Annotated in this window: 22 protein-coding genes and 1 pseudogene; 14 read left to right on the top strand and 9 right to left on the bottom strand. The window is 51.2% G+C overall.

Annotated elements, in window-relative coordinates; translation table 11 throughout:
- The 12 genes from KU392_RS13240 to KU392_RS13185 form a co-directional block, all read left to right on the top strand.
- On the top strand, positions 1 to 359 hold a 359-nt coding region (locus KU392_RS13240), incomplete at its 5' end, for a transposase (protein ID WP_217735533.1).
- The gene (gene tnpB, locus KU392_RS13235) at positions 356 to 688 is read left to right on the top strand and encodes an IS66 family insertion sequence element accessory protein TnpB (protein ID WP_217735532.1); all 333 of its coding nucleotides are present in this window, start codon (positions 356 to 358) and stop codon (positions 686 to 688) included. The genes KU392_RS13240 and tnpB, both read left to right, overlap by 4 nt.
- A 95-nt stretch (positions 689 to 783) precedes the next feature.
- Positions 784 to 2,358: an IS66 family transposase gene (gene tnpC, locus KU392_RS13230; protein ID WP_217735536.1), complete on the top strand. Its 1,575-nt coding sequence runs from the start codon at positions 784 to 786 to the stop codon at positions 2,356 to 2,358.
- Positions 2,359 to 2,596: 238 nt separating this feature from the next.
- Positions 2,597 to 3,199 (top strand): TetR/AcrR family transcriptional regulator, encoded by a 603-nt coding sequence (locus KU392_RS13225; RefSeq protein WP_246587481.1) that lies wholly within the window; start codon positions 2,597 to 2,599, stop codon positions 3,197 to 3,199.
- A 276-nt stretch (positions 3,200 to 3,475) separates the two neighbouring features.
- On the top strand, positions 3,476 to 4,393 hold the full coding sequence (locus KU392_RS13220; RefSeq protein WP_217735530.1) for an SDR family NAD(P)-dependent oxidoreductase: 918 nt from the start codon (positions 3,476 to 3,478) through the stop codon (positions 4,391 to 4,393).
- 32 nt (positions 4,394 to 4,425) lie between these two features.
- Complete coding sequence (locus tag KU392_RS13215) at positions 4,426 to 5,637, top strand: Rieske 2Fe-2S domain-containing protein (protein WP_217735529.1); 1,212 nt, start codon at positions 4,426 to 4,428, stop codon at positions 5,635 to 5,637.
- A 99-nt stretch (positions 5,638 to 5,736) separates the two neighbouring features.
- Positions 5,737 to 6,909, top strand: coding sequence for an acyl-CoA dehydrogenase family protein (locus tag KU392_RS13210; RefSeq protein ID WP_217735528.1), 1,173 nt, complete (start codon positions 5,737 to 5,739; stop codon positions 6,907 to 6,909).
- A gap of 12 nt (positions 6,910 to 6,921) precedes the next feature.
- A complete protein-coding gene (locus tag KU392_RS13205) occupies positions 6,922 to 8,058 on the top strand; it encodes a CaiB/BaiF CoA transferase family protein (protein ID WP_217735527.1) in 1,137 nt (378 codons plus the stop codon).
- A 19-nt stretch (positions 8,059 to 8,077) separates the two neighbouring features.
- Complete coding sequence (locus KU392_RS13200) at positions 8,078 to 9,064, top strand: substrate-binding domain-containing protein (RefSeq protein ID WP_217735526.1); 987 nt, start codon at positions 8,078 to 8,080, stop codon at positions 9,062 to 9,064.
- An 11-nt stretch (positions 9,065 to 9,075) separates the two neighbouring features.
- The gene (locus KU392_RS13195) at positions 9,076 to 10,089 is read left to right on the top strand and encodes a cupin domain-containing protein (RefSeq protein ID WP_217735525.1); all 1,014 of its coding nucleotides are present in this window, start codon (positions 9,076 to 9,078) and stop codon (positions 10,087 to 10,089) included.
- A 13-nt stretch (positions 10,090 to 10,102) separates the two neighbouring features.
- Positions 10,103 to 10,966: a fumarylacetoacetate hydrolase family protein gene (locus KU392_RS13190; RefSeq protein WP_217735524.1), complete on the top strand. Its 864-nt coding sequence runs from the start codon at positions 10,103 to 10,105 to the stop codon at positions 10,964 to 10,966.
- Between the two features lies 1 nt (position 10,967).
- Complete coding sequence (locus tag KU392_RS13185; protein ID WP_217735523.1) at positions 10,968 to 11,924, top strand: PDR/VanB family oxidoreductase; 957 nt, start codon at positions 10,968 to 10,970, stop codon at positions 11,922 to 11,924.
- Positions 11,925 to 11,996: 72 nt separating this feature from the next.
- Here the strand turns inward: KU392_RS13185 and KU392_RS13180 are convergent, their stop codons facing one another.
- The 3 genes from KU392_RS13180 to glmS form a co-directional block, all read right to left on the bottom strand.
- Positions 11,997 to 12,491, bottom strand: a complete 495-nt coding sequence (locus KU392_RS13180; protein WP_217735522.1) for a YgjP-like metallopeptidase domain-containing protein — start codon at positions 12,489 to 12,491, stop codon at positions 11,997 to 11,999.
- A 39-nt stretch (positions 12,492 to 12,530) separates the two neighbouring features.
- Positions 12,531 to 13,259, bottom strand: coding sequence for a tellurite resistance TerB family protein (locus KU392_RS13175; protein WP_217735521.1), 729 nt, complete (start codon positions 13,257 to 13,259; stop codon positions 12,531 to 12,533).
- A 151-nt stretch (positions 13,260 to 13,410) separates the two neighbouring features.
- The gene (glmS, locus tag KU392_RS13170) at positions 13,411 to 15,243 is read right to left on the bottom strand and encodes a glutamine--fructose-6-phosphate transaminase (isomerizing) (protein WP_217735520.1); all 1,833 of its coding nucleotides are present in this window, start codon (positions 15,241 to 15,243) and stop codon (positions 13,411 to 13,413) included.
- A gap of 168 nt (positions 15,244 to 15,411) precedes the next feature.
- On the opposite strand from glmS, the gene KU392_RS13165 reads away from it, so the two are divergent.
- Positions 15,412 to 15,876 carry an Lrp/AsnC family transcriptional regulator gene (locus KU392_RS13165; protein WP_217735519.1) on the top strand — a complete coding sequence of 155 codons (465 nt, stop codon included), beginning with the start codon at positions 15,412 to 15,414 and terminating at the stop codon, positions 15,874 to 15,876.
- Here KU392_RS13165 and KU392_RS13160 read toward each other — a convergent pair.
- The 6 genes from KU392_RS13160 to KU392_RS13135 all read right to left on the bottom strand — a co-directional run bounded on the left by KU392_RS13160 (position 15,863) and on the right by KU392_RS13135 (position 22,201).
- Complete coding sequence (locus KU392_RS13160) at positions 15,863 to 16,930, bottom strand: glycosyltransferase (protein WP_169293133.1); 1,068 nt, start codon at positions 16,928 to 16,930, stop codon at positions 15,863 to 15,865. The two genes, KU392_RS13165 and KU392_RS13160, sit on opposite strands and share 14 nt — an antisense overlap.
- A 128-nt stretch (positions 16,931 to 17,058) precedes the next feature.
- Entirely contained in the window at positions 17,059 to 17,850 is a 792-nt protein-coding gene (locus tag KU392_RS13155; protein ID WP_217735518.1) for a glycosyltransferase family 2 protein, read from the bottom strand.
- An 8-nt stretch (positions 17,851 to 17,858) separates the two neighbouring features.
- The gene (locus tag KU392_RS13150; protein WP_169293135.1) at positions 17,859 to 19,259 is read right to left on the bottom strand and encodes an MFS transporter; all 1,401 of its coding nucleotides are present in this window, start codon (positions 19,257 to 19,259) and stop codon (positions 17,859 to 17,861) included.
- A complete protein-coding gene (gene glmU, locus KU392_RS13145) occupies positions 19,256 to 20,632 on the bottom strand; it encodes a bifunctional UDP-N-acetylglucosamine diphosphorylase/glucosamine-1-phosphate N-acetyltransferase GlmU (protein ID WP_169293136.1) in 1,377 nt (458 codons plus the stop codon). Before glmU ends, KU392_RS13150 begins: the two co-directional genes overlap by 4 nt.
- A 98-nt stretch (positions 20,633 to 20,730) precedes the next feature.
- Positions 20,731 to 21,366 carry a PhaM family polyhydroxyalkanoate granule multifunctional regulatory protein gene (locus tag KU392_RS13140; RefSeq protein ID WP_217735517.1) on the bottom strand — a complete coding sequence of 212 codons (636 nt, stop codon included), beginning with the start codon at positions 21,364 to 21,366 and terminating at the stop codon, positions 20,731 to 20,733.
- Between the two features lie 19 nt (positions 21,367 to 21,385).
- The gene (locus KU392_RS13135) at positions 21,386 to 22,201 is read right to left on the bottom strand and encodes an NUDIX hydrolase (protein ID WP_217735516.1); all 816 of its coding nucleotides are present in this window, start codon (positions 22,199 to 22,201) and stop codon (positions 21,386 to 21,388) included.
- Between the two features lie 221 nt (positions 22,202 to 22,422).
- On the opposite strand from KU392_RS13135, the pseudogene coxB reads away from it, so the two are divergent.
- Positions 22,423 to 23,226: pseudogene (coxB, locus tag KU392_RS13130) on the top strand (cytochrome c oxidase subunit II); the annotation flags it as partial.
- Positions 23,227 to 23,258 lie beyond the last annotated feature (32 nt).

The raw sequence follows: 23,258 nt of genomic DNA, 5'->3' as shown, positions 1-23,258 counted from the left end.
AACCAACCCCGTTACCCCGTCGGCGGACGCACAGCCCGGCCTTTAAATCCCATCTGGTTGCCTTGTGCAAAAACTCCGCCGTATCGGTAGCGGCCATTGCCCGCGCCCACAACATTAACGACAACATGCTTCATCGCTGGATCAAAGAAGCCAATGTCAACTCGGCCAGCCCCAATCCGGTAGCCGTTCCAGAATCGTCTTTCATTGCTGTCCCTATGCCGTCACCTCCTGCCCGTAGCGCCGAGACGGCATCAAGCATTCATCTGGAATTCCAGGGTAAACAGTTCAACCTGAATCTGCAGTGGCCAGCGCATGATGCCATGGGGTGCGCCACGTTTATCCGTGAGTTGTTGAAATGATCCGCATTGACCAAATCTGGCTGGCGGTACAACCCCTGGACATGCGTGCCGGCCCCGATAAAGCCCTGGCTCGTGTCGTTCAGGTCTTTGGTGCCGCCCATCCCCATCATGCCTACCTGTTTGCCAACCGCCGGGCCAACCGGATGAAGGTGCTGGTGCATGACGGCATTGGCATCTGGCTGGCTGCCCGGCGGCTGAACCAGGGACACTTCGTCTGGCCCCAGGGTGAACAAACACAGGCCTGCCTGACCCCGGAACAACTGCAGGCACTGGTGCTGGGCCTGCCCTGGCAACGCCTGGGTGCCAACGGCATCATCGATATTCTGTAAGGCACAATTGGCGTATCTTCCCATAGCCGTCCCTCAAGGATCATGGGATAATACGCCCCATGTCTGCTTCACCCGTTTGCCTACCTGACCCGAACATGGATGCACCAGCGCTACACGCGATGGTGGCAGACCTGTTGCAGGAGCTCAGCGCAAGAGACCAAATCCTGGCCCAGATGCAGACGATCAAACTGCGCCAGGAACAACTGCTGGCAGACTATCGTCAAGACAACCTTTACAAAGATGCCAAGATAACCAAGCTAAGCCATGAGATTGCCATGCTGCGACGGGTTCGCTTCGGCAAAAGCGGAGAACAGCTCTCTGGCGTGCAAGGCAGTTTATTGGAAGAAACCGTTCAGACCGATCTGTCGGCCATAGAGGCAGAGCTGGAACTGTTGCATGGTGTTCCCTTGCATGAGCCCAAGTCTGCTAACAAACCGGTACGGACCCGTTTGCCGGAACACCTCCCAAGAGTCACCATTATCCATGAACCGGATAGCACGGTCTGCCAGTGTGGCTGCCAGTTACAGCGCATTGGCGAAGACGTGGCCGAGAAACTGGACTATGTACCGGGTGTCTTTAGCGTGGAACAGCATGTCCGTGGCAAATGGGTCTGTCATAAGTGCGTCACCCTGACGCAGGCCACGGTGCCCGCTCACGTGATCGACAAGGGGCTGGCGACGCCCGGCCTGTTGGCCCAGGTGCTGGTCGCCAAGTATGCCGATCACTTGCCCCTGTACCGGCAGGAAAAAATCTTTGAGCGGGCGGGCCTGAAACTGTCCCGTTCCACCCTGGCTGACTGGGTGGGCGCCTGCGGGGTTCATTTGCAACCACTGGTTGATGCCTTGCGCCAGGTGATGCTTGGGCATCGGGTCATTCATGCCGATGAAACACCGGTGCAGATGCTCAAGCCGGGCAGCAAAAAAACGCACCGTGCCTATCTGTGGGCTTATGCGCCGGGCGCCTTCGAGAATTTACGTGCCGTCGTGTATGACTTCAACGAAGGCCGTGCCGGACAATATGCCCGTGAGTTCTTAGGGGACTGGCAAGGCAGCTTGGTCTGCGATGATTATTCGGGTTACAAGGCCTGCTTTACCCAGGGCATGACCGAGATTGGCTGCATGGCGCATGCCCGTCGTAAATTCTTTGAACTTCATGCCAATGGCGGCAGCCAGCTGGCCGAGCAGGCACTGCATCATATTGCACAACTCTACCGGATAGAAGAACAGGTCAAGGACCTGGCCCCGGCAGACCGGTTGCGTATCCGGCAGGAACGGGCCAGGCCGCTGGCCGATGCGCTACATGACTGGATGCAAATCCACAGACAGCGGGTGCCAGATGGATCAGGCACTGCCAAAGCACTGGACTACAGCCTGAAACGCTGGGTGGCATTGACGCGCTATCTGGATGATGGGCAATTGCCAGTGGATAACAATCATATCGAACAGCAGATCCGGCCGGTGGCCATTGGCCGCTCGAACTGGCTGTTTGCAGGCTCTTTACGAGCGGGCAAGAGGGCCGCAGTCATCATGTCGCTGATTCAATCCGCCAAGCTCAATGGGCATGATCCGTATGCCTATTTGAAGGATGTACTCACACGCTTGCCCACTCAGCCCGCCAGCCGTATTGCTGAACTGTTGCCGCATAATTGGCAACCACAGACAGCGATGTAAAAAAACAGGTTAAAGAAAACCGCTGTCAAGATGAGATGGCCGAACGCTTACGTTAGGCAATTAAACGTGCCTAGTTATCTTGGAGCTGGTTTTGACGGGAGGCTAGGCACGGTTTCTTTACTTATGTAGTATTATAGTGAGCTAAGCATCGCGCTTATATTAAGGAGAAACTATGGTTTCAAATATACATGGTCGGCAGCCTAGACCGGGCGAGCATAAGTCCAGCGCAGCAGTACGAATGCGAATTCTTGAAACGGCTTTCGATATTATCTCTCAGTTTGGTTATAGTGGTACGACCATGGGTAAGGTGGCTAAAACCTCTGGCCTACCCATAGGTAGCGTGTATTGGCACTTTGAGAGTAAAGACCTATTGCTCGCTGCCATGATTGAAGAGAGCTTTTTTAGATGGCATAGTGAGACCGCCAAGCGCAACCGTCCCAAAGCAGGCGAAAAGTTTGATGAGCATGTCATGCGCATTTTTGGAGCCACCGATAACCCCAAGTTTTTTGCGGCTGACTTCTGGCGCTTAGGGGTTATTTTAAGCGTGGAAAAGTTTGTGCCCGAGCAAACAGCCCGCAAGCGCTTCTTGGAAATACGTGAAAAACAGCGAGAAGAATTAGCACAGTGGTGGGCTAGCACACTGACTCAGGACTTATTGCAAACTCAGCCGGAACTTCCTAAAAAATTGAGTATGTTTGCTTTGGCGATGCAAGATGGCAATGCGATTGCCGGTGCCTCAGGCGAGTCTCTAGATGACTTTCAAGCTATGTTAGCGGCCTGTTTAATTCATATTGTAGATCAGGCAAAAAAAAAGTTGCCTGCTGAGGCTCTTGAGAGTTAAAACCACGTTTTTACATTTCCCCTCTGAATTCATCCTGAATTCTGTCTATTGTGTTGTGGCTACACGCTCAGCGGCGTAGCAAACATGCTTTTTTCTCCGTGTTTTGACAGGATTGGCCTCCTGTCTTTTTTCTTATTATTGACGTTGAAACGTAAGCGAGAGCATAGCCTACGGTGTAATTCAAATAATGAATAACAGCCTTTGAGAAACTAGTCTTGCTGCTTTAGTGGGCAGCGTAGAGAATGAATTGACTATTTTCAATAGGTTTAGAGAGACATGGACAGATTAAAAGATAAAGTCGCTATTGTTTTCGGCGCAGGTCCGAATATAGGCGGAACAATTGCGCATTTTCTTGCTCGCGAAGGTGCACGTGTTTGTGTAATGGATATTAGCGAGGCAGCGACCAATGAAACCATCACTTATCTACAAGAGCGTGGTTTGGAGTGTTTTGGTGTGGTGGGCAATGCCCGTGACTACGATGAAGTAGGCAAAGCCGTTGCCGCCACCATAGAAAAATACGGTCGTTTAGATGCCGCTGTCAATATGGCAGGACGTGTGCATTGGAGCCATGTGTTAGATATGAAGCTTGATGACTGGAATGACTCCGTAGCAAGTTTTGCGACTGCGGGGTTGATTACCACGCAACATTGTGCACGTGCCATGATTAAAAATGGTAATGGCGGCAGTATAATTCACATTTTATCTACTGCTGCGCATTTTGGTGAAACGGATGGCACGGCATACTGTGCTGCCAAGGCCGCTTTATTGAGCTTTGCCCGTTCTTCTGCCCTGGATTTGGCTCATTTGGGTATTCGCGTTAATACCGTAACGCCCTGTTCCATGGAGCACCAGTTGTGGTCCACCATGCGTGATGAAGTGTTCGATCCTAACTGGCAAAAACCTGATCGAATCGGTTTTTACTCACGCCAGGAATATTTAGATCAAATGCCATTACGACGCTTCCCTAAAGCGGCCGACCTGGCTTGGGCAACTGTGTTTCTTGCCTCTGACGAGTCGTCGTGCATGAGCGGTGCAGATATTGCTGTAGATGGTGGTTTACGCCATAAGTATCCTACATGGACTCCAGGCAATCACTTTCCGCTGGATATACGTGATTATGTCCGCAACACACAACTAACTAAATATGGAGACCCGCAGGGTCCCCTAACTGATTCACTCGGTGAGCCCGTTTAACGGTGCTGGTATTATTTTTCTAGGAGACAAAGATGAGTCAAAAGGATGAACGTCGCCAAGAGCGTAAAGATAAATTCGATCGCTTGGTTAAATGCGGACCAGATGCTGAAATGGGTAAACTGCTACGCAAGTTTTGGTTACCTGTAGAGCTATCTGAAAACGTAGAATTGAACGCTGCGATCCCCGTTAAAGCGTTGGGTGAGGAGCTAACCTTATACCGTGGTGCCAGTGGCAAAGTGCATTTGGTAGGCGGCCGCTGCGCGCATCGCCGTACCTTGTTGCATACCGGCTGGATCGTAGGTGATGATATTCGCTGTATTTATCATGGCTGGCAGTTTGATAGCACGGGCGCCTGTGTGAATCGCCCGGCAGAAAATGATACTGGCATGCCACGTACCAAGATCCCTGGATACCCGGTGCGTGAATATCAGGGTTTGGTTTTTGCTTATCTGGGCGAAGGTGAGCCTCCTGTATTTGACCTGCCCCGCAAATTGCAGACTGAGCGTGAAGGTGCCGTGATCGCGAACGGGATGGAGCGTTGGGATAACAACTGGTTCCAACAAGTAGAAAATTCGATGGATGCTGTGCATGTCAGTTTCGTTCACATGGCGTTAACGGTCGGTCCATTTGGTCAAGCCGTGACCAGTAGTATTCCCGAACTCAGCTACGAAGAAACCTCCTCAGGTATCCGCCAAACAGCGGTACGTGGCGAGAATAACGTACGTCAAAGTGACTGGACCTTCCCTAATAATAACCATATTACTGTGCCTGGTTTAACCCCGGAAGATCCATGGATGGATGTGTTCGTGTGGATGTTGCCTAATGATGACCTGAACACTACCCGTTTCATGATCTACAGTTTGCCACCTGAGGCGAGTGAGGTTTCCAAACAGCGTTTCCGCACGTATTTTGCCAAATACGGCAAGTATGATCCTGCGGAGCATCATGATGAGCTTTTTAAATCCCGTGTTTGGAAAAATCCCGAGGACATCTTTGTGGGCTTAACTGCTGCTCAAGATTACTTGTCCATTCGTGGTCAAGAGCGCATTACAAAGCGTGAAGATGAAATCCTGGGTCGTTCTGACTTGGGTATTGTGAAGTTGCGTTCTATTTTCTGGCGTGAACTTGACCTGCTTAAGGAGGGTAAGCCCACCAAAGAGTGGAAATCTTTGGAGGAGTGGCTCACTTTGCCACGTCAGCCGGGTGCGGCCACCAAAGCAAAGTCTGAAGCGGCTCCCGCTTAAGCCGTCCACTCAACTTAACTTTCTCTTCTTAAATTTAACGCCCTACACTTAGCACGCTGTGCCAAGTGTAGGTGGCGACTCTATTGCGGTTAAGGCACTATGCTTAAATTAACACCTTACGACTCTCTCCCTGAAGAAATCCTGATGTTTCGTGAGTCGATCCGACGCTTTGTGGACAAGGAACTGATTCCTTTGGAGCATAGTTTGGGTACTGACGGTTTATTAGAAGAAAGCCAAGCAGAAGCCGTGCGGGCACGTGCGCGTGAAGCTGGTTTGTGGTTATTGGATGTTCCTGAGGAATTGGGCGGCTTAGGGCTGCCGTTGTTGCCCTTGGCGGTTTTCTGGGAAGAAGTGGGTCGTAGCACGGTAGCGTCCTGGGTGCGTCACCATGGTTTGTTTGGACCAACAGTGGGCCCGATTCTGCTGGGGCTAAAAGAATCTCAACGTGAACAGTATTTATATCCTGTGGTTGAGGGCAAGAAAAAGTTTTGCTTTGCGCAAACCGAGCCGGATGCAGGCTCTGATCCTTCCGGTATGCGCACGAGAGCGATGAAAACAGACACCGGTTATCGTATCAACGGAGTCAAGCGCTTTATTACCCGTGCCGGAGAGGCCGATTTTGCCCTGGTGATGGCGGTGACTGACCCCAACACTAAAGCACGTAATGGGGTGTCTTGTTTTATTGTGGATATGAACTCTCCTGGTGTGAAGTTGGCCAGTGCCGAGCGTACGGTCATGGGTGACCGTCCGTGGGAAATTGCCTTTGAAGATGTAGAGGTGCCTGCCGAAAACTTAGTGGGTGAAGAAGGCAAAGGGTTTGCTCTGGCCCAGGGTTATATCAATCATGGCCGGGTACGTCAGGGGGCGCACGTGTGTGGTGCCGTTGAGCGTTGCCTGGCGTTAACGGCATCGTATGCGAACCAACGTAAAACTTTCGGTGCGACCCTGGCAGAGCGTCAAGGTGTGCAGTGGATGTTGGCTGATGCCTTTACCGATTTATATGCGACACGTTTGATGGTGTACGACGCGGCCCACAAGGTGGATGCCGGGGTGGATGCCAAACTGGAAACTTTCATGATCAAAACCTTTGGTGTAGAGGCCGGTTTTAAAGCGGTAGATGCTTGCTTGCAGTTGCATGGGGGCACAGGCTTAACCGAAGACGCGCCTGTAGAACGATTCTGGCGTGATTTGCGTAGTTACCGCATTACGGAAGGTCCGACCGAGGTCTTGCGTACCACATTGGCCCGTCAACTACTCAAAAACCAAGGCTAAAAAGGTAGAACGATGAAAGAAGCATTAAACGATATTTTGGTGATCGAGCTAGGTACAGTGTTAACCGCTCCTTTGGCTGGGATGATGTTGGCAGACCTGGGGGCTCGAGTGATTAAAGTTGAGCATCCGAATAGTGGCGATCCGTTTAGACGTCATGCCGGTGAGCTGTATAGCCCTCATTTTGTGGCGTACAACCGCAATAAAGAAAGCATCCAACTGGATTTGCAGAGCGAGTCCGGTAAGGCTGACTTGGCCAAACTGATAAGCCAGGCCGATGTGTTACTTGATAACTATCGCTATGGTGTTCTGCAACGTTTGGGTTTTGATGATGAATGTCTAAAAGAGCTTAATCCGCGCTTGGTCCAATGTTCTATTACGGGCTTTGGGGTGGGTGGTCCTTATCAGGACCGTCCTTGTTATGACGCAGTGGCAGTGGCGCTGTCAGGCATTGGCAGCCAGATTATCGACCCTGAAAACCCTGTCGTTAGTGGTCCGTCTTTATCTGACAATATTACGGGCATGTATGGGGCTTATGGCATTTTAGGTGCGTTGTATAACCGAACCCGTACTGGCGAAGGCGCGAAGGTGGAAATCAACATGCTTGAGGCCTCTATTGCGTTCTCTCCAGAGGGCTTTTCGCAATATACCCGTCATGGCACGATTCCCCAGCACTTTTCTCGCGTTGCCATTTCGCAGTCCTATGCCTTCCGTTGTGCGGATAATCGTCTGATCGCTGTGCATTTATCTTCGGTAGAGAAATTCTGGCAAGGCTTTATTCAGGCCATTGAACGCAGTGATTTATTGGAAGACGAGCGTTTTGCCACACCACCTTTACGTACTAAGCACTATCAAGAGTTAGCCAGTCTATTAGGTGAGACCTTCATCACGAAGCTGTGCGAAGAGTGGTGTGAGCGCCTGGCAGCGCATGATGTACCTTTTGCTCCGATGAACAACGTGCCTGAAGTGATGGCGGATCCGCAAGTACGTCATTTGGAAACCTTTTATGAGGTAGAGCACCCGGAGCGTGGTGTGCTGACGGCGATTCATCGTCCTGTTCGTATCAATGGCCAGCGTGGTCCTACCGATAAGGCAGCGCCGACTTTGGGCGAGCACAGTGACACCATCCGACGTGAGTTCGGGCTTTTTTAATCCATCACGAGAATATCTAATGAGTAAATTGAACCTTTCTGTAGCCATAGGAAATTATGATCGTTGCCGTCCTTTGATGGATGGGGCAGTAAAAATTGATGGCGTTGATCCGATTTTTATGGCGTTGTCGCCAGAGGAAATCTTTTTCCGTGCCTTTAGAGGGCAAGAATTTGATATTTGTGAGCTATCCCTGTCCAGCTCAACAGTACAAACGGCTCAAGGCACGTTCCCCTATGTAGGTATCCCGGTTTTTTTATCACGGGCGTTCCGTCATACCTCTGTGTATTGTCGCACCGATCGTATTCAAAAGCCAGAGGATTTACGGGGTCGAAAAATTGGCTTGCCAGAATATCAACTCACGGCCAACGTCTGGGCTCGCGCTATTTTGCAAGATGATTACGGTATTGCGCCATCGGATGTGACGTGGGTGCGTGGTGGTATCTCGCATGCCGGTCGCCCGGAAAAAATCAAAATCCAATTGCCTGAAAACGTGAAGCTAGAGGATGCGCCAGAAGGTGAAACCATTTCCAGCTTGCTTGCCAAAGGTGAGATTGATGGTTATATCGCACCACGCGCACCCGATGTGCCTGCAGGTACACCCAACGTGGGCTGGCTGTTTAGGGATCCGGTTGAGGCCGCCAAAGACTATTACCGCCGCACCAAAAACTTTCCCATTATGCATATTTTGGGTGTGCGTCGTGAGTTGGCCGAGAAGCATCCTTGGTTGCCTGGCGCTATTTACAAGGCTTTTGCGGAATCCAAGCGTTTGGCGATTGAGCACTTGTCAGAGACCTCTGCCACAAAGATTACCTTGCCATTTGCTGAAGAGCGTTTGCAAGAAGCCCGTGATTTGATGGGTGAGGATTATTGGTCTTATGGCATTAAGCCCAATCGCCATACCCTGGAGTATTTCTTCCGTCATCACTATGAACAGGGCTTGTCTTCCCGCTTGGTGACACCAGAAGATTTATTTCACCCCGGGACATTTGAAAGCTATAGCTTATAAAGGATGTGAACATGTCATTGAAAAGCGAAGAGATCTATCAGCAGTGGCATCAGGCCAAACTCGCCCCATTGTGGCAGAGTCGCAATGCCCATAAAGAACAAGACAATAAAGTGCCCACTCATATTTGGCGTTGGGAGGAAGTACGTCCTTTAATTGAGCATGCCTTCCAGGAGACTTCACCTGAAGCGGTACAACGTCGCGTTTTACAGATGTTAAGTCCTTGTTCGGCTTCGCTTGATGATGAGTACACCGTGGGTAATATTTTGTCGGCCTATCAATGCTTGTTGCCAGGTGAAACGGCGCGTCCTCATCGTCACACCATGAATGCACTGCGTTTTATGTTGGAAGGCGCTGGGGTTGTGACCTTGGTTGATGGCAAAGAATGTCCCATGAACTTTGGTGATTTGGTGTTAACACCCGGTATGGCCTGGCACGAGCATCGTCACCATGGTACGGAACCCGTCGTGTGGCTGGATGTATTGGATGTGCCCCTGCATATGTATTTGGGTTCAGGGGTATTTCAACCGGGTCCCATGGATCCGGTGCCTGTCACTATGCCCGATGCGGCTTTTGTTTCACCCAACATTGCTCCTTGCGTGACGTATGGCGACTCAGGACGTTCTCCTGTATTTCGTTATCCCTATGAGGATAGTGTCAACGCTTTACGCCATGCACCGCCTTCTGCGGATGGTATTCGCCGGGTGCGTTATATCAACCCGTTGACAGGGGGAGGAGCAATGCCCCTGCTGGATACGTTAATGTGCGAACTTGATCACCATCAACGGTCATTACCGGTATGCACCAATGCGAATCAGGTGGTTGCTGTGGTAGCGGGTGAGGGTGAAAGTCAGGTAGGAGACAAACGGTTTAGCTGGAAAGCGCGTGATGTGTTTACGATTCCACAGCATAGCTGGGCCTCTTATATGGCTTTATCAGGGGATGCCCGCTTTTTTGTGGTGTCAGATGCCGATGTATTGCGACGCTTGAATGTGCTCACCGAGCAAACACAAGAAACACCTTGTTGATAGGGGTAAAAAGATGAAAATTTGCTGGTTTAATAATGATTTATTGGGTGTCGTGGAAGGTAATCGTGTTTATGATGTGAGTGCTGTCTTAGCGGCCTTGCCCACGCCACGTTACCCCAACCGTTCTGGTGATTGGGTTATTGCTCATTTGGATCTATTACGTGAGCGTATCGAGCAGGTTTTGCCTTCTGCCACCTCGTATGCCGTGGATAGCGTGGCCTTTTTAAGTCCCGTTGCGAACCCAGGCAAAATTATTGGTGTTCCTGTTAACTACCAAAAACACGTGGAAGAAGCAGCGGCCGATGTGGCGACCTTTACTGGCCGTGAAACCGGTAGTGTGCTTGAACAAGGCCTGTTTTTAAAAGCCGGCAGTTCTTTAATCGGCAGTCATCAAGCCGTGACCATCAGCATGCCTGAGCGTTTAACGCACCATGAAATTGAACTGGGTTTGATAATTGGTAAAACCGCTAAAAACGTCTCCAAAGAAGATGCTTTATCTTATGTGGCAGGCTATAGCATTGCACTGGATATGACCGTGCGGGGTGCCGAGGATCGTTCTTTGCGTAAATCCCTGGATACTTATTCAGTATTGGGTCCATGGCTAGTGACGGCGGATGAAATCGCTGATCCACAACATCTGGATTTGCGTTTGCAGGTTAACGGTCAAGATCGTCAGGTAGCCAATACCTCAGAAATGATTTTGTATATTGCCGAGCAAATTGAGTGGGCCTCACGTTTTTATACCCTGGAACCTGGTGACATCATTATGACCGGTACATGTGAAGGGGTGGGGCCAGTTGTAGATGGTGATGTGATGCGGGCTGAAATTGAATCCATCGGAGTGATGGAAGTTCGAGTCGTTAACGAGGCAAAATAATATGAGCGCAAGCACCAATAATAAACTGGATTTACGGGTGCAGTCCATTAGCTATGCGGCGCAAGATACTTACTTGGTCGAGCTATGTGCTGTGGATGGTTGTGTTTTGCCCGATGCGACGCCTGGGGCACATATTGACCTGAACCTGCCTAATGGGATTACCCGTTCTTACTCTTTAGTCAGGGCAGATGCCCAGTCACATAGTTATGTGGTGGGGATTAAAAAAGATGCGGCCAGTCGCGGTGGCTCACGCTATGTGCACGAGGAGTTGCGTGTCGGTACGGTATTAACGGTTGCCGGGCCACGCAATCACTTTCCTTTGCACTTATCCGCACAACATAGTGTGTTGATTGCGGGTGGGATTGGTATCACGCCTATTTGGTGCATGGCACAGTTTTTGGAACAGAAGGGTGCCTCTTGGGAGCTTTGGTATAGCGTACGTACGCGTGCTGATGCGGCTTTCTTGAAGCAGATCGAAGCTTTAGGTGGCAAGGTACATTTGCATGTCGATGATGAGGTTGGGCAGGTGATGGATTTGCAGGCCATTATTACGGCAGCCGATCCTGGGGCGCATTTTTATTGTTGCGGTCCTGCTCCTATGCTGGATGCCTATGAGCAAGCCGCGGCTCAACGCGACCCTGAAACCGTTCACATGGAACGGTTTGCCGCCAAAGAGGCCATTGCCCTGGAAGGTGGGTTCGTCGTGTCTTTGGCACGTACAGGCAAAGAGCTGGTGATTCCCGAAGGCTCTAGTATTTTAAATGTGCTCTTGGATCAGGGCATTTCCATTGATTACTCCTGCCAGGAAGGAATTTGTGGTTGTTGTGAAGTCGCTGTATTGGAAGGTGACGTAGATCACCGGGATGCCATCTTGAGTGAAAGCGAACGGGCGCAGAACAAAACCATGATGGTATGTTGTTCTGGTTCCAGAAGCCAACGCTTGGTATTGGATCTTTAACAGGCGTCCGTTCAACTTCACCCTGCTGATAATCAACATGCAACTTGTATTCGCTGCCGTTAGTTCTATGTGCTATATAGCTGAGCCTCTGCTAGGACATAGAACTAGCTGGTAGCAGCCTGACTGAAAGCCTACGTAATCAATGCAATTGCAGGGAGCCTTAACCAAATGAGGGTTTAACGTGATGTGGCCATTAGGTGAACAGCTCCCCCATTGTGTTTGCATGGTTAGAATACGAATTGGTGGTCGTTCCTTTAACCACAGAGCTTGCTCTAGTAGCACATCCAGCCGTCTGGCAAACACTTTTCTGGCTCGTAATTTGTACCAGTCTGCCGGTGGACTTCTTACCTTGACGGCATCCCTTGCTCGCACTGAGATTTCTAGTTTGCCACGCAGTAGTTTAACGCCTTGAACTTTTTTCGGATGATCGAATAGTTTTTCAGCTTCTTCGATAGCCTGGCAGGGCCGGTTGACGGTGGACTGGTCTAACCCTTTTTCAATCGCTGCACGGGATATGCTGCCTGCGTGTACAACTGCAGCGAATAGTGCCAAATTATCGGAGTTCATGGAGGAATTTTAGCAGGTGCATATCCCAGCGCCCAGCGCTTACTGCTGCAGGCTTAAAGCCGAATTCTCCAAATGGGTTTTCAGGCTTTGTTCCAGACCCAGCTGGCGTGCCAGTTCGTCCAAATAGGCCCGCTCCATGAAGCTGTCGGCGCCGTTCACCAGCACGCTGGCCATATAGGCCTCGGCCGCCTGTTCGGGTGTTTGCACCAGTTTGGCAACGGCAGCCGGGTCGGCAGGGCCGTTAAGCTGGGCACGAATCCAGGCGTGCTCATCGGGGGATGCATCCAGGCGGTCAAACTCGGCTTCCAGCAAGCGTTGTTCCTCTGCATTGATATGGCCATCAGCCTTGGCAGCGGAAATCATTGCGATCAGAACCAGCTTGCTATGTTGTTCCAGTTCGGGAGCAGGTAGCTGGTTGAACGCCTGGGTTTGATGGGCGATTTGTGCAGGTGCTGGGGTGGCAGGCGGCTGGCTGGATGCTTGCGGTGCCTGGGTTTTGTTTTCTTTCCACTGGCCATAAGCATGGTAGGCGGCAGCCCCTAAAGCGGCCACGCCACCATAGGTGGCCACCTTGCCACCGATTTTTCTGAATTTCTTGTTGCCCATTAATAAGGCCAGTGCTCCGCCTGTAAGCGCACCACCGGCAAAACCCTTAAGGCCGGACGAGCCGTTTGAAGTAGAGGCAGGATTGGCCGGGGATGTGTTTTGGCCAGAAACCAGGCCCTGCGCAGATTGCATTAATTGCTGTAAAACGTTTTGTATGGACATCTATTACTCTTTATTGAAAATATGCATTCCCACGCGGAGCGTGGGAACGAGGAAATAGTCAGGGTTAGATGCTAACCAGCACAATTGGTTCATGAAATGTCACCGGCAATGTGAAAATGACCTCCATGCCGGTGTCCTAATGATTTGCCTTCTACTCTACCGTCACGCTCTTGGCCAGGTTCCGGGGTTTGTCCACATCGGTTCCCCGTGCACAGGCCGTATGATACGACAGCAATTGAAGCGGTATGGTATGCAAAATGGGTGACAGTTTGCCATAATGTTCCGGCATGCGAATCACATGCATGCCTTCACTGTTTGCAATTTTTGAATCATTATCGGCAAACACATACAGTTCACCACCCCGGGCGCGTACTTCCTGCATGTTGGACTTGAGTTTTTCAAGCAGTTCGTCTTTGGGGGCAATGGTTACCACTGGCATGTGCTCGGTAACCAGGGCCAGCGGGCCGTGTTTCAGTTCACCGGCCGGGTAAGCTTCGGCATGAATATAGCTGATTTCCTTTAATTTTAAAGCACCTTCAAGGGCGATGGGGTAGTGCATGCCCCGGCCCAGGAACAGGGCGTTTTCCTTGCTGGCGAAGCGGTCGGCCCAGGCCATGATTTGCGGTTCCAGTGCCAGCACGGCACTGATGGCGGTGGGCAGGTGACGCAGCTGCCTCAGGTAGTCGGCTTCCTGTTCTTCGCTAATGCGGCCTTTTACCTGGGCCAGGGCCAGGGTCAGCAGGAACAGGCCCACCAGCTGGGTGGTAAAGGCTTTGGTGGATGCCACGCCAATTTCAACGCCGGCGCGGGTAATGAAGCTTAGCTTGCATTCGCGTACCATGGCGCTGGTTTGCACGTTGCAGATGGTTAAGGTATTTTCCATGCCCAGGGAACGGGCGTGTTTCAGGGCGGCCAGCGTGTCGGCGGTTTCGCCTGATTGGGAAATGGTCACAACCAGGGTTTTGGGGTTGGGCACGCTGTCGCGGTAGCGGTATTCGCTGGCAATTTCCACATTGACCGGAATTTTGGCAATGGATTCGATCCAGTATTTTGCCGTCATGCCGGCGTAGGAACTGGTGCCACAGGCCAATATCAGGACATTGTCAATGTCATTGAAAATCCGGTAGGCTTCATTGCCGAACAGTTCGGGTGTGATGCTGTCAATATCCTGCAGGGTATCGCCCACAGCACGGGGCTGTTCAAAAATTTCTTTTTGCATATAGTGGCGGTAAGGACCCAGTTCAGCGGCGCCGGTATGGGCATGAACCGTGTGCACCTTGCGTTCAACGGGTTTGCCGCTGGCATCGACAATCCACACCTTGGACAGTTGCAGGTCGATGACATCACCGTCTTCCAGGTAAATGATCTGGTCGGTGGTGCCAGCCAGTGCCAGGGCATCCGAGGCCAGGAAATTCTCATTGTTGCCAATGCCCACGATAAGGGGTGAACCCTGGCGGGCGCCCACGATGCGATGCGGTTCATCACGGCAGAAAATGGCCAGTGCATAGGCACCGGTCAGGCGCTGCACGGCCTGCTGCAGCGTTTCAAAAAGATCGCCGTTATACAGGTGGTTGACCAGGTGGGCAATGACCTCGGTATCGGTCTGGCTTTCAAAAGTGTAGCCCAGGGCCTTCAGTTCTTCACGCAGTTCGTCGTGGTTTTCAATAATGCCGTTGTGCACCAGGGCAATGCGGGGCTCGCCTTTGTCCTGCCCTGAAAAATGCGGGTGAGCATTGTGGGTCGCAGGGGCGCCGTGGGTGGCCCAGCGGGTGTGGGCAATGCCGGTAAAACCGCTTAAATGGTCTTCCCTGATTTGCATTTCCAGCTCTGCAACACGTTGGGTGCTGCGGGTGCGCCGTAATTGGCCATCAATATGCAGGGCCACACCGCATGAGTCGTAGCCACGGTATTCCAGGCGTTTCAGGCCTTCAACAAGAACAGGGGTAATATCTCTTTGCGCAACAGCACCAACGATTCCACACATGTGAAAACTCCGTTAGGATAAGTAAAAATGCTATTCTGCACTGTATTGGAAGAAATTAAATTTCTAAATTGATGTATTAATAACTGAATATTTCATTTTTGGCATTCATATTAATATAATTTCATTTATTTAATAAACATGAAATTTAATTTCAAATAAGGAAGACCCATGTTTGAATTGGATGAATTGGATAAACGTATATTGCAACAGTTGCAACGAGACAGTTCTTTAACTAACCAGGAACTGGCGGAAAAAGTGCATGCCTCTGCCCCAACCTGTTTGCGACGGGTGCGCAACTTGCAGGAAAACGGGGTCATCCAGAAGCAGGTGGCCATTGTTGATCCGCAAAAAACAGGCAGTACCCTGACGGCCATTGTTGAAGTGATCCTGGACGTCCAAACGGCAGAAGCCAATACGGCTTTTGAGAAAGAGGTGAATGGGGAAAATGCTGTTTTACAATGTTACCGCGTTTCAACAGGGCCGGATTTTATCCTGGTCATTCAGGTGGCTGATATGCCGGCCTATCATGAGCTGGTGCATCGCTTATTCACGGCCAGGAAAAACGTACGTAATGTTCGCACGTTTTTTTCGGTCAATCGCAGCAAGTTTGAAACGTATATTAACGACCTTTAGCCAGCAGCTTTTCATAGGCATGCAGGTAGCGCTGGCCCATTTTTTCCACATTATGTTCGTCAATAACATAGGCGTAGGCTTTTGCAGCCATGCTGGTGGCATCTTCCGGGTGCTCCAGAATGGTATGCATGCCTTCGGCCAGGGCCTGGCTGTCACCCACTTCGCATAGAATGCCCCGGCCATCGGCCAGGACTTCTTTCAGGCCACCCGCATTGGTGGAGACAACCGGTACGTGCTGCAGGAAGGCATCAAATACACTGCCGCCCACACCTTCAAATTTGCTGCTCATGACAAAGACATCAAGGGCACTGTAATAGTCCTCCACTTGCTTGCGAAAACCGGTTAATACATAAACGTTTTCAAGAGATAATTCTTTGATGAGGGCTTTACAGGCTTCTGACTGGTCTCCGTCGGCACCAAAATGCAGGAAAACAAAGTCTTGTCTGAGACGGTGCAAATGGCCAATAGCCCGTATCAGGGTTAAGGGGTCCTTTTCCGAGGTGAGTGCGGCTGCGGTTGCCAGGATTTTTTTATCTTTAAGGTTGAATTCCTGTATGAGTGCCTCGGCCCTTTCTTGGTTGGCAGTGTAGGTGGATGGGATGGCGCTGGGAATCACGATGGAGTCTACGCCCAGTCGTTTGGGTTCTTCTGTAGATGCCTTACAAACCGATACGAACAGGTCAACCCGTTTCCATTTCAGGGCGGTGATACGTTCTTTATTGGGTGCAATATCAAAAGCGGTGCGACGGGTATAGACTGTTTTGGTATGGTGAAACAGCTTGCTAAGCACCAGCCAGGTAAGGGTATTGGCTGTTTGCGAATGAATAATATCGAAATTTTTTGCTTCTCGGATTAAAAAGGGCAATTGTTGCCAGGCTTTTTGTAGTGTGTAGACGGTAAAACCTTCGGCTATTGCCTGTTTGGATAGCGTATTGTTTGCACGGGTCAGCAGGGCTACCTCATGCCCGGCCTTGCGAAATTCCTGCATGCTGAATAGGGTCTGTCGCTCACCGCCACGCCAGCCTTTTTCAAAATTCATTTGTAATATTTTCATAAGAACTCCGGAGTAAAGCGGTGGGGTAAAGCCCCTGATGTGTTGAGCTGCATGAAGGCTACACAGGTTTGATAGTCAGGGTGAGAACAGGGATTTCAGGGAGATGACAGTAAAAGCGGATGACGTGGTTATGGCGTGTCTTCCTTTTGCTTTTCCCGGTTTTTCAGCCATAAAATGGCATGCTTGTTAAAGACGGACTGTACTGACAGTACGGCCAGCAGCAGGCCGGCCTTGCCATCCAGAAAACCGCGTTTGATAAAGTAAGTCCTGAAAAAACGGGCAATCGAATGCATCATGACCGAAGCCAGGCTGTTTTTCTTGCCTTTGCGAAAACGCTGTTCGGCCCAGGCTTCGGCATAGTTGGCTGACTTCACCAGGTATTCGTGTAGATTATTGTAGGTGTAATGCAGCATGTCGCCTTTGAGCGGTTTTACTTTTGTACCGGCCGGAATGATGACGTTTTCATGAACCAGGGCATCATCAAAGCGGGTCAGGGCAGTGGGGTAAAAACGTTCGACATAGCCAGGATACCAGCCACTGTGATGAATGAACTGCCCAAAGGCCCAGCTGAGCCGGGCTACTTCAAAAATGGTGTTTTCGGGTGGGTTGGCCAGGACTTCCCGGATGCTGGCGGCCAGTTCCGGTGTGAGCTGTTCATCGGCATCAATCCACAGTACCCAGTCGGCCGTTACGTACTGCTGGGCCAGCTGGCGTTGGCGTCCAAAGCCAGGCCATTCGGTATTTATATAAAATTTGTCAGTGTAACGGCGGGCAATGGCTTCGGTGTCATCGGTACTGCCTGAGTCAAGAATGATGATTTCATCGGCAATCTCCTTGACCGAGTCCAGACAGGCAGCCAGCATGCGTGCTTCGTTCTTGACAATCAAGGCAACCGCCAGGGTGGTTTTTTGAGTGGTCATAGTTGAATTCAAATAACAGCGGTGTCCATCTTTTTGAAATAACGGATCAGGTTGATGAGAACCGCGATGATGGTAACGATAGCCGATGTGGCCAGCGCATAAATGGCTCCTTCATTCTGGCTGATGGAAAAACATAAAGCCACGATTGCCGCACCAACGCCCTGGCCAAAGAGGCGGGTGGTTGCCTGGGTACCACCGGTGGCACTACTGCGGTGGATGGGTGTGGAGAGCAGTATGGCTTTGTTGTTGGGGGTTTGGAAAAAGCCAAAACCCATGCCAGTCAGGAACATGTACAGGCTGATAAGGGTCAGCGGGCTTGGATTGGGCAGTAACAGCAGGCCGCCAATACCTATAAACATGATGGCGGCTCCGATGCCAGATAACAATGACGCAGGGAAGCGGGCGGAAAGACGTGCCGCCAGAGGCGCAATAACAATGCTGCCAATGGGCCATGTGCTGAACAAAATACCTACTGTGCCCAGAGGTAGCCCCAAGATATTCTGAAAATAAAATGGCAGGGCCAGCATGGCAGAAGTGGCTGCCATGAACGTCAGGGCCGATACCATAATGGCATAGCGGAACGTATGAATGCGGAACAGATCAATGGGGACCAGTGGCGCGGTTTGGGGTGTCGATCGGCGAATAAGTAAAATGGCACAGAGCAGGGACAGCAGCAAGACAATGCCGGCTACTAAGGGTTCGTTTCCCGATTCATCAAGTGCCCAAAGAAACATGCCAAAAGTAAGCATGTTCAGGACAGCGCTGATATAGTCGAAAGGTGCGGTGACTTTAGGGATGAGCGGTAAAAAACGTGCTGCGTACAATGCCACGAGGCAAAATGGAATGGTAAAAATGAAAATCCACTTCCAGGGCGCGATGGTGATGATAAAGGCCCCGATTGAGGGACTTAACACGGCCATTAAACCAACCGTCATGGCATTCAGGCTGATACCGGCCGCCAGCTTATGGGGTGGGTAAATATTACGCACCATGCCGCCAAACAGGCACATGACAGAAGAAGACCCCAGCCCTTGTATGATTCGGCCAAGTACTAACAGGGCAAGAGAATCGGCCATTGAGCAAATAAAGGCACCGGCAATGAACACGGAGATGCCGATCCGGTACATCAAGGTAAAACCAATGCGCTCGGCGACGGCTGAAAAGGGTAATAGCGTGGCAATGATGGAAATGGTGTAGGCATTGACAATCCAGATGGAGGTGGATGGCAGAATACCCAAATCATCGGCGATGGTTGGCAGGGCGATATTGGCAATACCTGCGTCAAGTACGGTAATGCTGATCGCAAGCAATACGCCCAGCGCAGCCCAGTAACGGGCTGGCGCAGGCAGACCGCAAGGTTTTGGCGCCGGGGAGGGAGGGGCCGGTGTTACCGGCTCGTTGGCATTCATGCTTTTTTATCGGGACGTTTCCAGTTTTGCCGGCTTTCCTGTTTCTTGGTGGTTAATGTCAGGGTATTGGCGGGCGCCTCCTTGACCAGGGTGGTGCCCGCGGCCAGTGTTGCGCCTTGATGGACAGTTACCGGGGCCACCAATTGCGTGTCTGAACCAATGAAAGCGTCATCCTCAATGATGGTCTGGAATTTGTTGATTCCATCGTAGTTGCAGGTAATGGTACCTGCACCAATATTAACGCGCTGACCGATCTGGGCATCGCCCAGATAGCTGAGGTGATTGGCCTTGCTGTTGGCACCCAGGGTGGTTTTTTTCAGTTCAACAAAGTTGCCGACATGCGAGTGTGCACCCAGCCGGGTGCCGGGGCGCAGGCGGGCATAAGGACCGATGACGGCGTGTTCCGCGGCTTCGGCTTCCTGCAGGTGGCTGAATGCCTCAACCCGGGTACCCGCACCCAGTTTGACATCACGTAAAACGCAATGTGGGCCAATGTGTACACCGTCGGCCAGTTCAACATGACCCTCAAAGATGCATCCTGCGTCAATGAAAACATCCCGGCCGCATTTCAGGCTGCCGCGCAAATCGAAGCGGGCCGGATCGGCCAGGGTGACACCGGCTTCCAGCTGACGCCTTGCCTGTTCGGCCTGCCATGCACGTTCCAGCTGAGCCTGCTGGATACGGCTGTTGACGCCCAGTGTTTCCCAGGGGAAGTCGGGTTGGGCGGCGCTTACGGTAATGCCATCCTGTACGGCAAGGGCAATGATGTCGGTCAGATAGTATTCGCCCTGGGCATTATTGTTGCTAATGCGGCCCAGCCAGTTTTTGAGCAAACCGGTGGGAGCGGCAAGAATACCGGTATTGACCTCAGTGACCGCGCGCTCTGCCTCGTTGGCATCCTTGTGTTCAACAATACGGATAACATTGCCGGCATCGTTACGAATGATGCGACCATAGCCGCTGGGGTCGGACAGGGTTTCGGTCAACACCGCTACCCCTTGGCCACGGGCCTGCAGCAGGCGTTGCAGGGTTTGTGCCTGAACCAGAGGTACATCGCCATATAACACCAGCGTGGTGTCTTCCGGTGCCTGGCCACCCGTCAGGAAGGGTACGGCCTGCTGGACGGCGTGACCGGTGCCTTGCTGGGGTTGCTGAAGCGCAAACTCGATACCTGGCATATGGGCAAAGCCGGCTTTGACGGTTTCGGCGCCATGACCCACCACAACGGTAATGCGGGTGGGATTCAGCTGCCTGGCACTCTCTATGACATGCGCAAGCATGGGTTTGCCGGCCAGTGTATGTAAAACCTTGGGTAAGTCCGACTGCATGCGTTTGCCCATGCCGGCGGCAAGAATGACGATATTGAGTGACATAATATTTTGTAGTGATGCGTTGTAAATAATGATTACCGAATTATTGCTTACTTTAACCGGAAACCGTTGCCCTTAAGTGTGGTTTCCGGTAGGTCGGATCATTTTTTTGCGGGTGTTGTCGTTTTTCTGGTGGTGGTTTTTCTGGTGCTGGTCTTGGCAGGGGCGGCAGCGGGCCCGGTACCGGTTTCAGGCCTGTTGTCGGTGTTGTCTTCGGGACTTGGCTGCAAGGTGGCAGCGGTTGCCTGGGCCAGTTGGTTGAACTGGTTTTGCAGCATATTCCACCAGGCACTGGCGGCCGAGCTTAAGGCATCACTGCCGCTGGCAGTGCTTGCCGTCTGGTTGTCTGTTGCCTCATCAGTGGTTTTGGGTTTCAGGCCGAGCACTTCATCGAGTGTGGCCTGGCCTTTATGTTGTTCGGCAACGGCGCTGACAAATGAGTGCATGGTGGCAATGCTGGCACGCTGGATTTCCATGCCCTGAATGGTGCTGGAAAGCATTGAAAGGTTAAGCTTCAACCAGTTCTCAACGGTTTTCAATTCCTGGATGCGTTTGTCCAGTTCTTCGGGGTTAAGCGTGGTGCCGGCCATGGGAAACGTGGCGGGTGTGCCGGTTTGGGCAAAGGCCTGCCATGCCTTGCCCATCATTTCCATACTGCTGATAAGGGGATTGCCTGCCGTGATGCCATCCTGCCCAAAACCGGGAAGAACAAAAGGGTTGGTGTTTTGTGAACTCATGAGTGATCTCCTTTGTGAATTAAGGCAGCTGATGCAACAGTCGTTTGGCGGGCTGGTTGATCAGTCCGTCAAGAAGGACAATGGCGGCTTCAACTGTGATTACCCGGCGGGTAATCATGTCAAGAACTTCTTCCTGTTCAAATATCCTGATTTCAGACACTTCACCGTCACGGTTGGCGGGTTGGGTATGTGGCAGGATAATGCAGTCACTTACTATGATATCCTCAACCTGATAGCCCTCGGGCAAGCGACGGTGCATTTGCAAAATAGTACGCAAGGGTGTGCGGATTTGCAAATCGGGCTCTTCCAGTCCGGCCTCTTCATCACTTTCGCGCAAAAGCGCCTGTTCCAGGTCTTCAATTCCGTTGGCCAGGCCGCCGACCAGGGTGTCCCACATGCCGGGGTCGGTGGCTTTGGTGGATGCACGTTTTGCCAGGTAAATTTTCAGGTCGGGGGTCCAGGCATTCAAGTGTACGGCACGGGTTAACAGGCCAAGCGGACGCATGGCTGCCCGCTCGATGACACCAATGGCCTGTCCTTCGGCATATACATTAAGCAGTTCATCGCGCCAGGCTCGGGTGCAATTGGCCCGGTGAAGACAAGTGGCGATACTGGCCAGAAGGCGATCCAATTCAGTTCTGGAGATGTCCGGACTGGCAATATGAAATCCGCTGGCGCTCTGGTAAACCTGCGGGTGATTACGCAAGGCGGTTTGTGCCTCGGCCGTAATAAAACCGGCTGATTTTCCGGCAATAAGCAAAGGAAGGGAATGTCTATGAGGGAATTCCTGTATTTCTTGCTGTAGCCCTTGATAAAGTTCAGTTAATTGCTTCAAATTACTATGAGTTACGTATCAAACATGCAACGATTGTAGCCTTTATGCTGTATATGCAGTAACTTTAATCTGTGTTTGTATGGTTAAATGAATGCACTATGATGTAAATCAATACGTTGTAGAAAAAATTTGTGCCACTAAATAATAAATCTGTACCTGAATATTCAGTGTAGTAGATAGTAATAAAAAATGATATTTGGGTGCAACAGCAAGAGGTCAACATGAAAAAGTTGAGAGGGTTGCTAGGCATTACCGTATTCATTGGCAGCACAACGGTATTCGCCCAAACAGGAGACATGCCAGGGGGTCCCAAGGTTGCACAGATTAATCTGACGCCAGGGGTAACAGAAATTGCCGCTGATATTTATTGGCTGCACTGGATGATGCTGATTATTTGCACGATTATTTTTATCGGCGTATTCGGGGTCATGTTCTATTCCATCTGGGCCCATCGAAAATCAAAGGGTCATAAGGCGTCCGTTTTTCACGAGCATTTAGGCGTTGAAGTGGCCTGGACGGTCATTCCCTTCATTATTGTGATCGCCATGGCATTGCCCGCCACCAAAACGGTGGTTGCCATGAAAGACACATCCAGTGCCGACCTGACGGTCAAGGCAACGGGTTATCAGTGGAAATGGGGTTATGAGTATCTTGACGGTCCTGCCAAAGGGGTCAGTTTTCTATCGAATCTGTCTACGCCTGTTGCTGAAATTATGGGTGATGCCAAAAAATCAAATACTTACCTGATGGAAGTGGATCAGGAAATGGTCGTGCCAGTTGGCAAGAAGATACGTGTGGTCGTTACTGCTTCCGACGTCATTCATTCCTGGTATGTACCCGAACTGGGGGTCAAGCAGGATGCCATTCCGGGCTTTTTGCGCGATACCTGGTTCCGGGCTGATCAGATCGGAACGTTTCGTGGACAGTGTGCTGAATTGTGCGGTCAGAACCACGCCTTTATGCCGATTGTCGTGCGCGTTGTGTCCGAAGATGATTTCGCATCCTGGTCAAAAGAGCGCAAAGCGCTGGCATCAAAATAAAAGCCCCGGATTTATTC

The sequence above is a fragment of the Advenella alkanexedens genome (genome assembly GCF_019132845.1).
Classification (GTDB): domain Bacteria; phylum Pseudomonadota; class Gammaproteobacteria; order Burkholderiales; family Burkholderiaceae_B; genus Advenella; species Advenella alkanexedens.
Note: the sequence above shows the minus strand (reverse complement) of the source record. Positions and strands in the feature narration are given on the sequence as shown.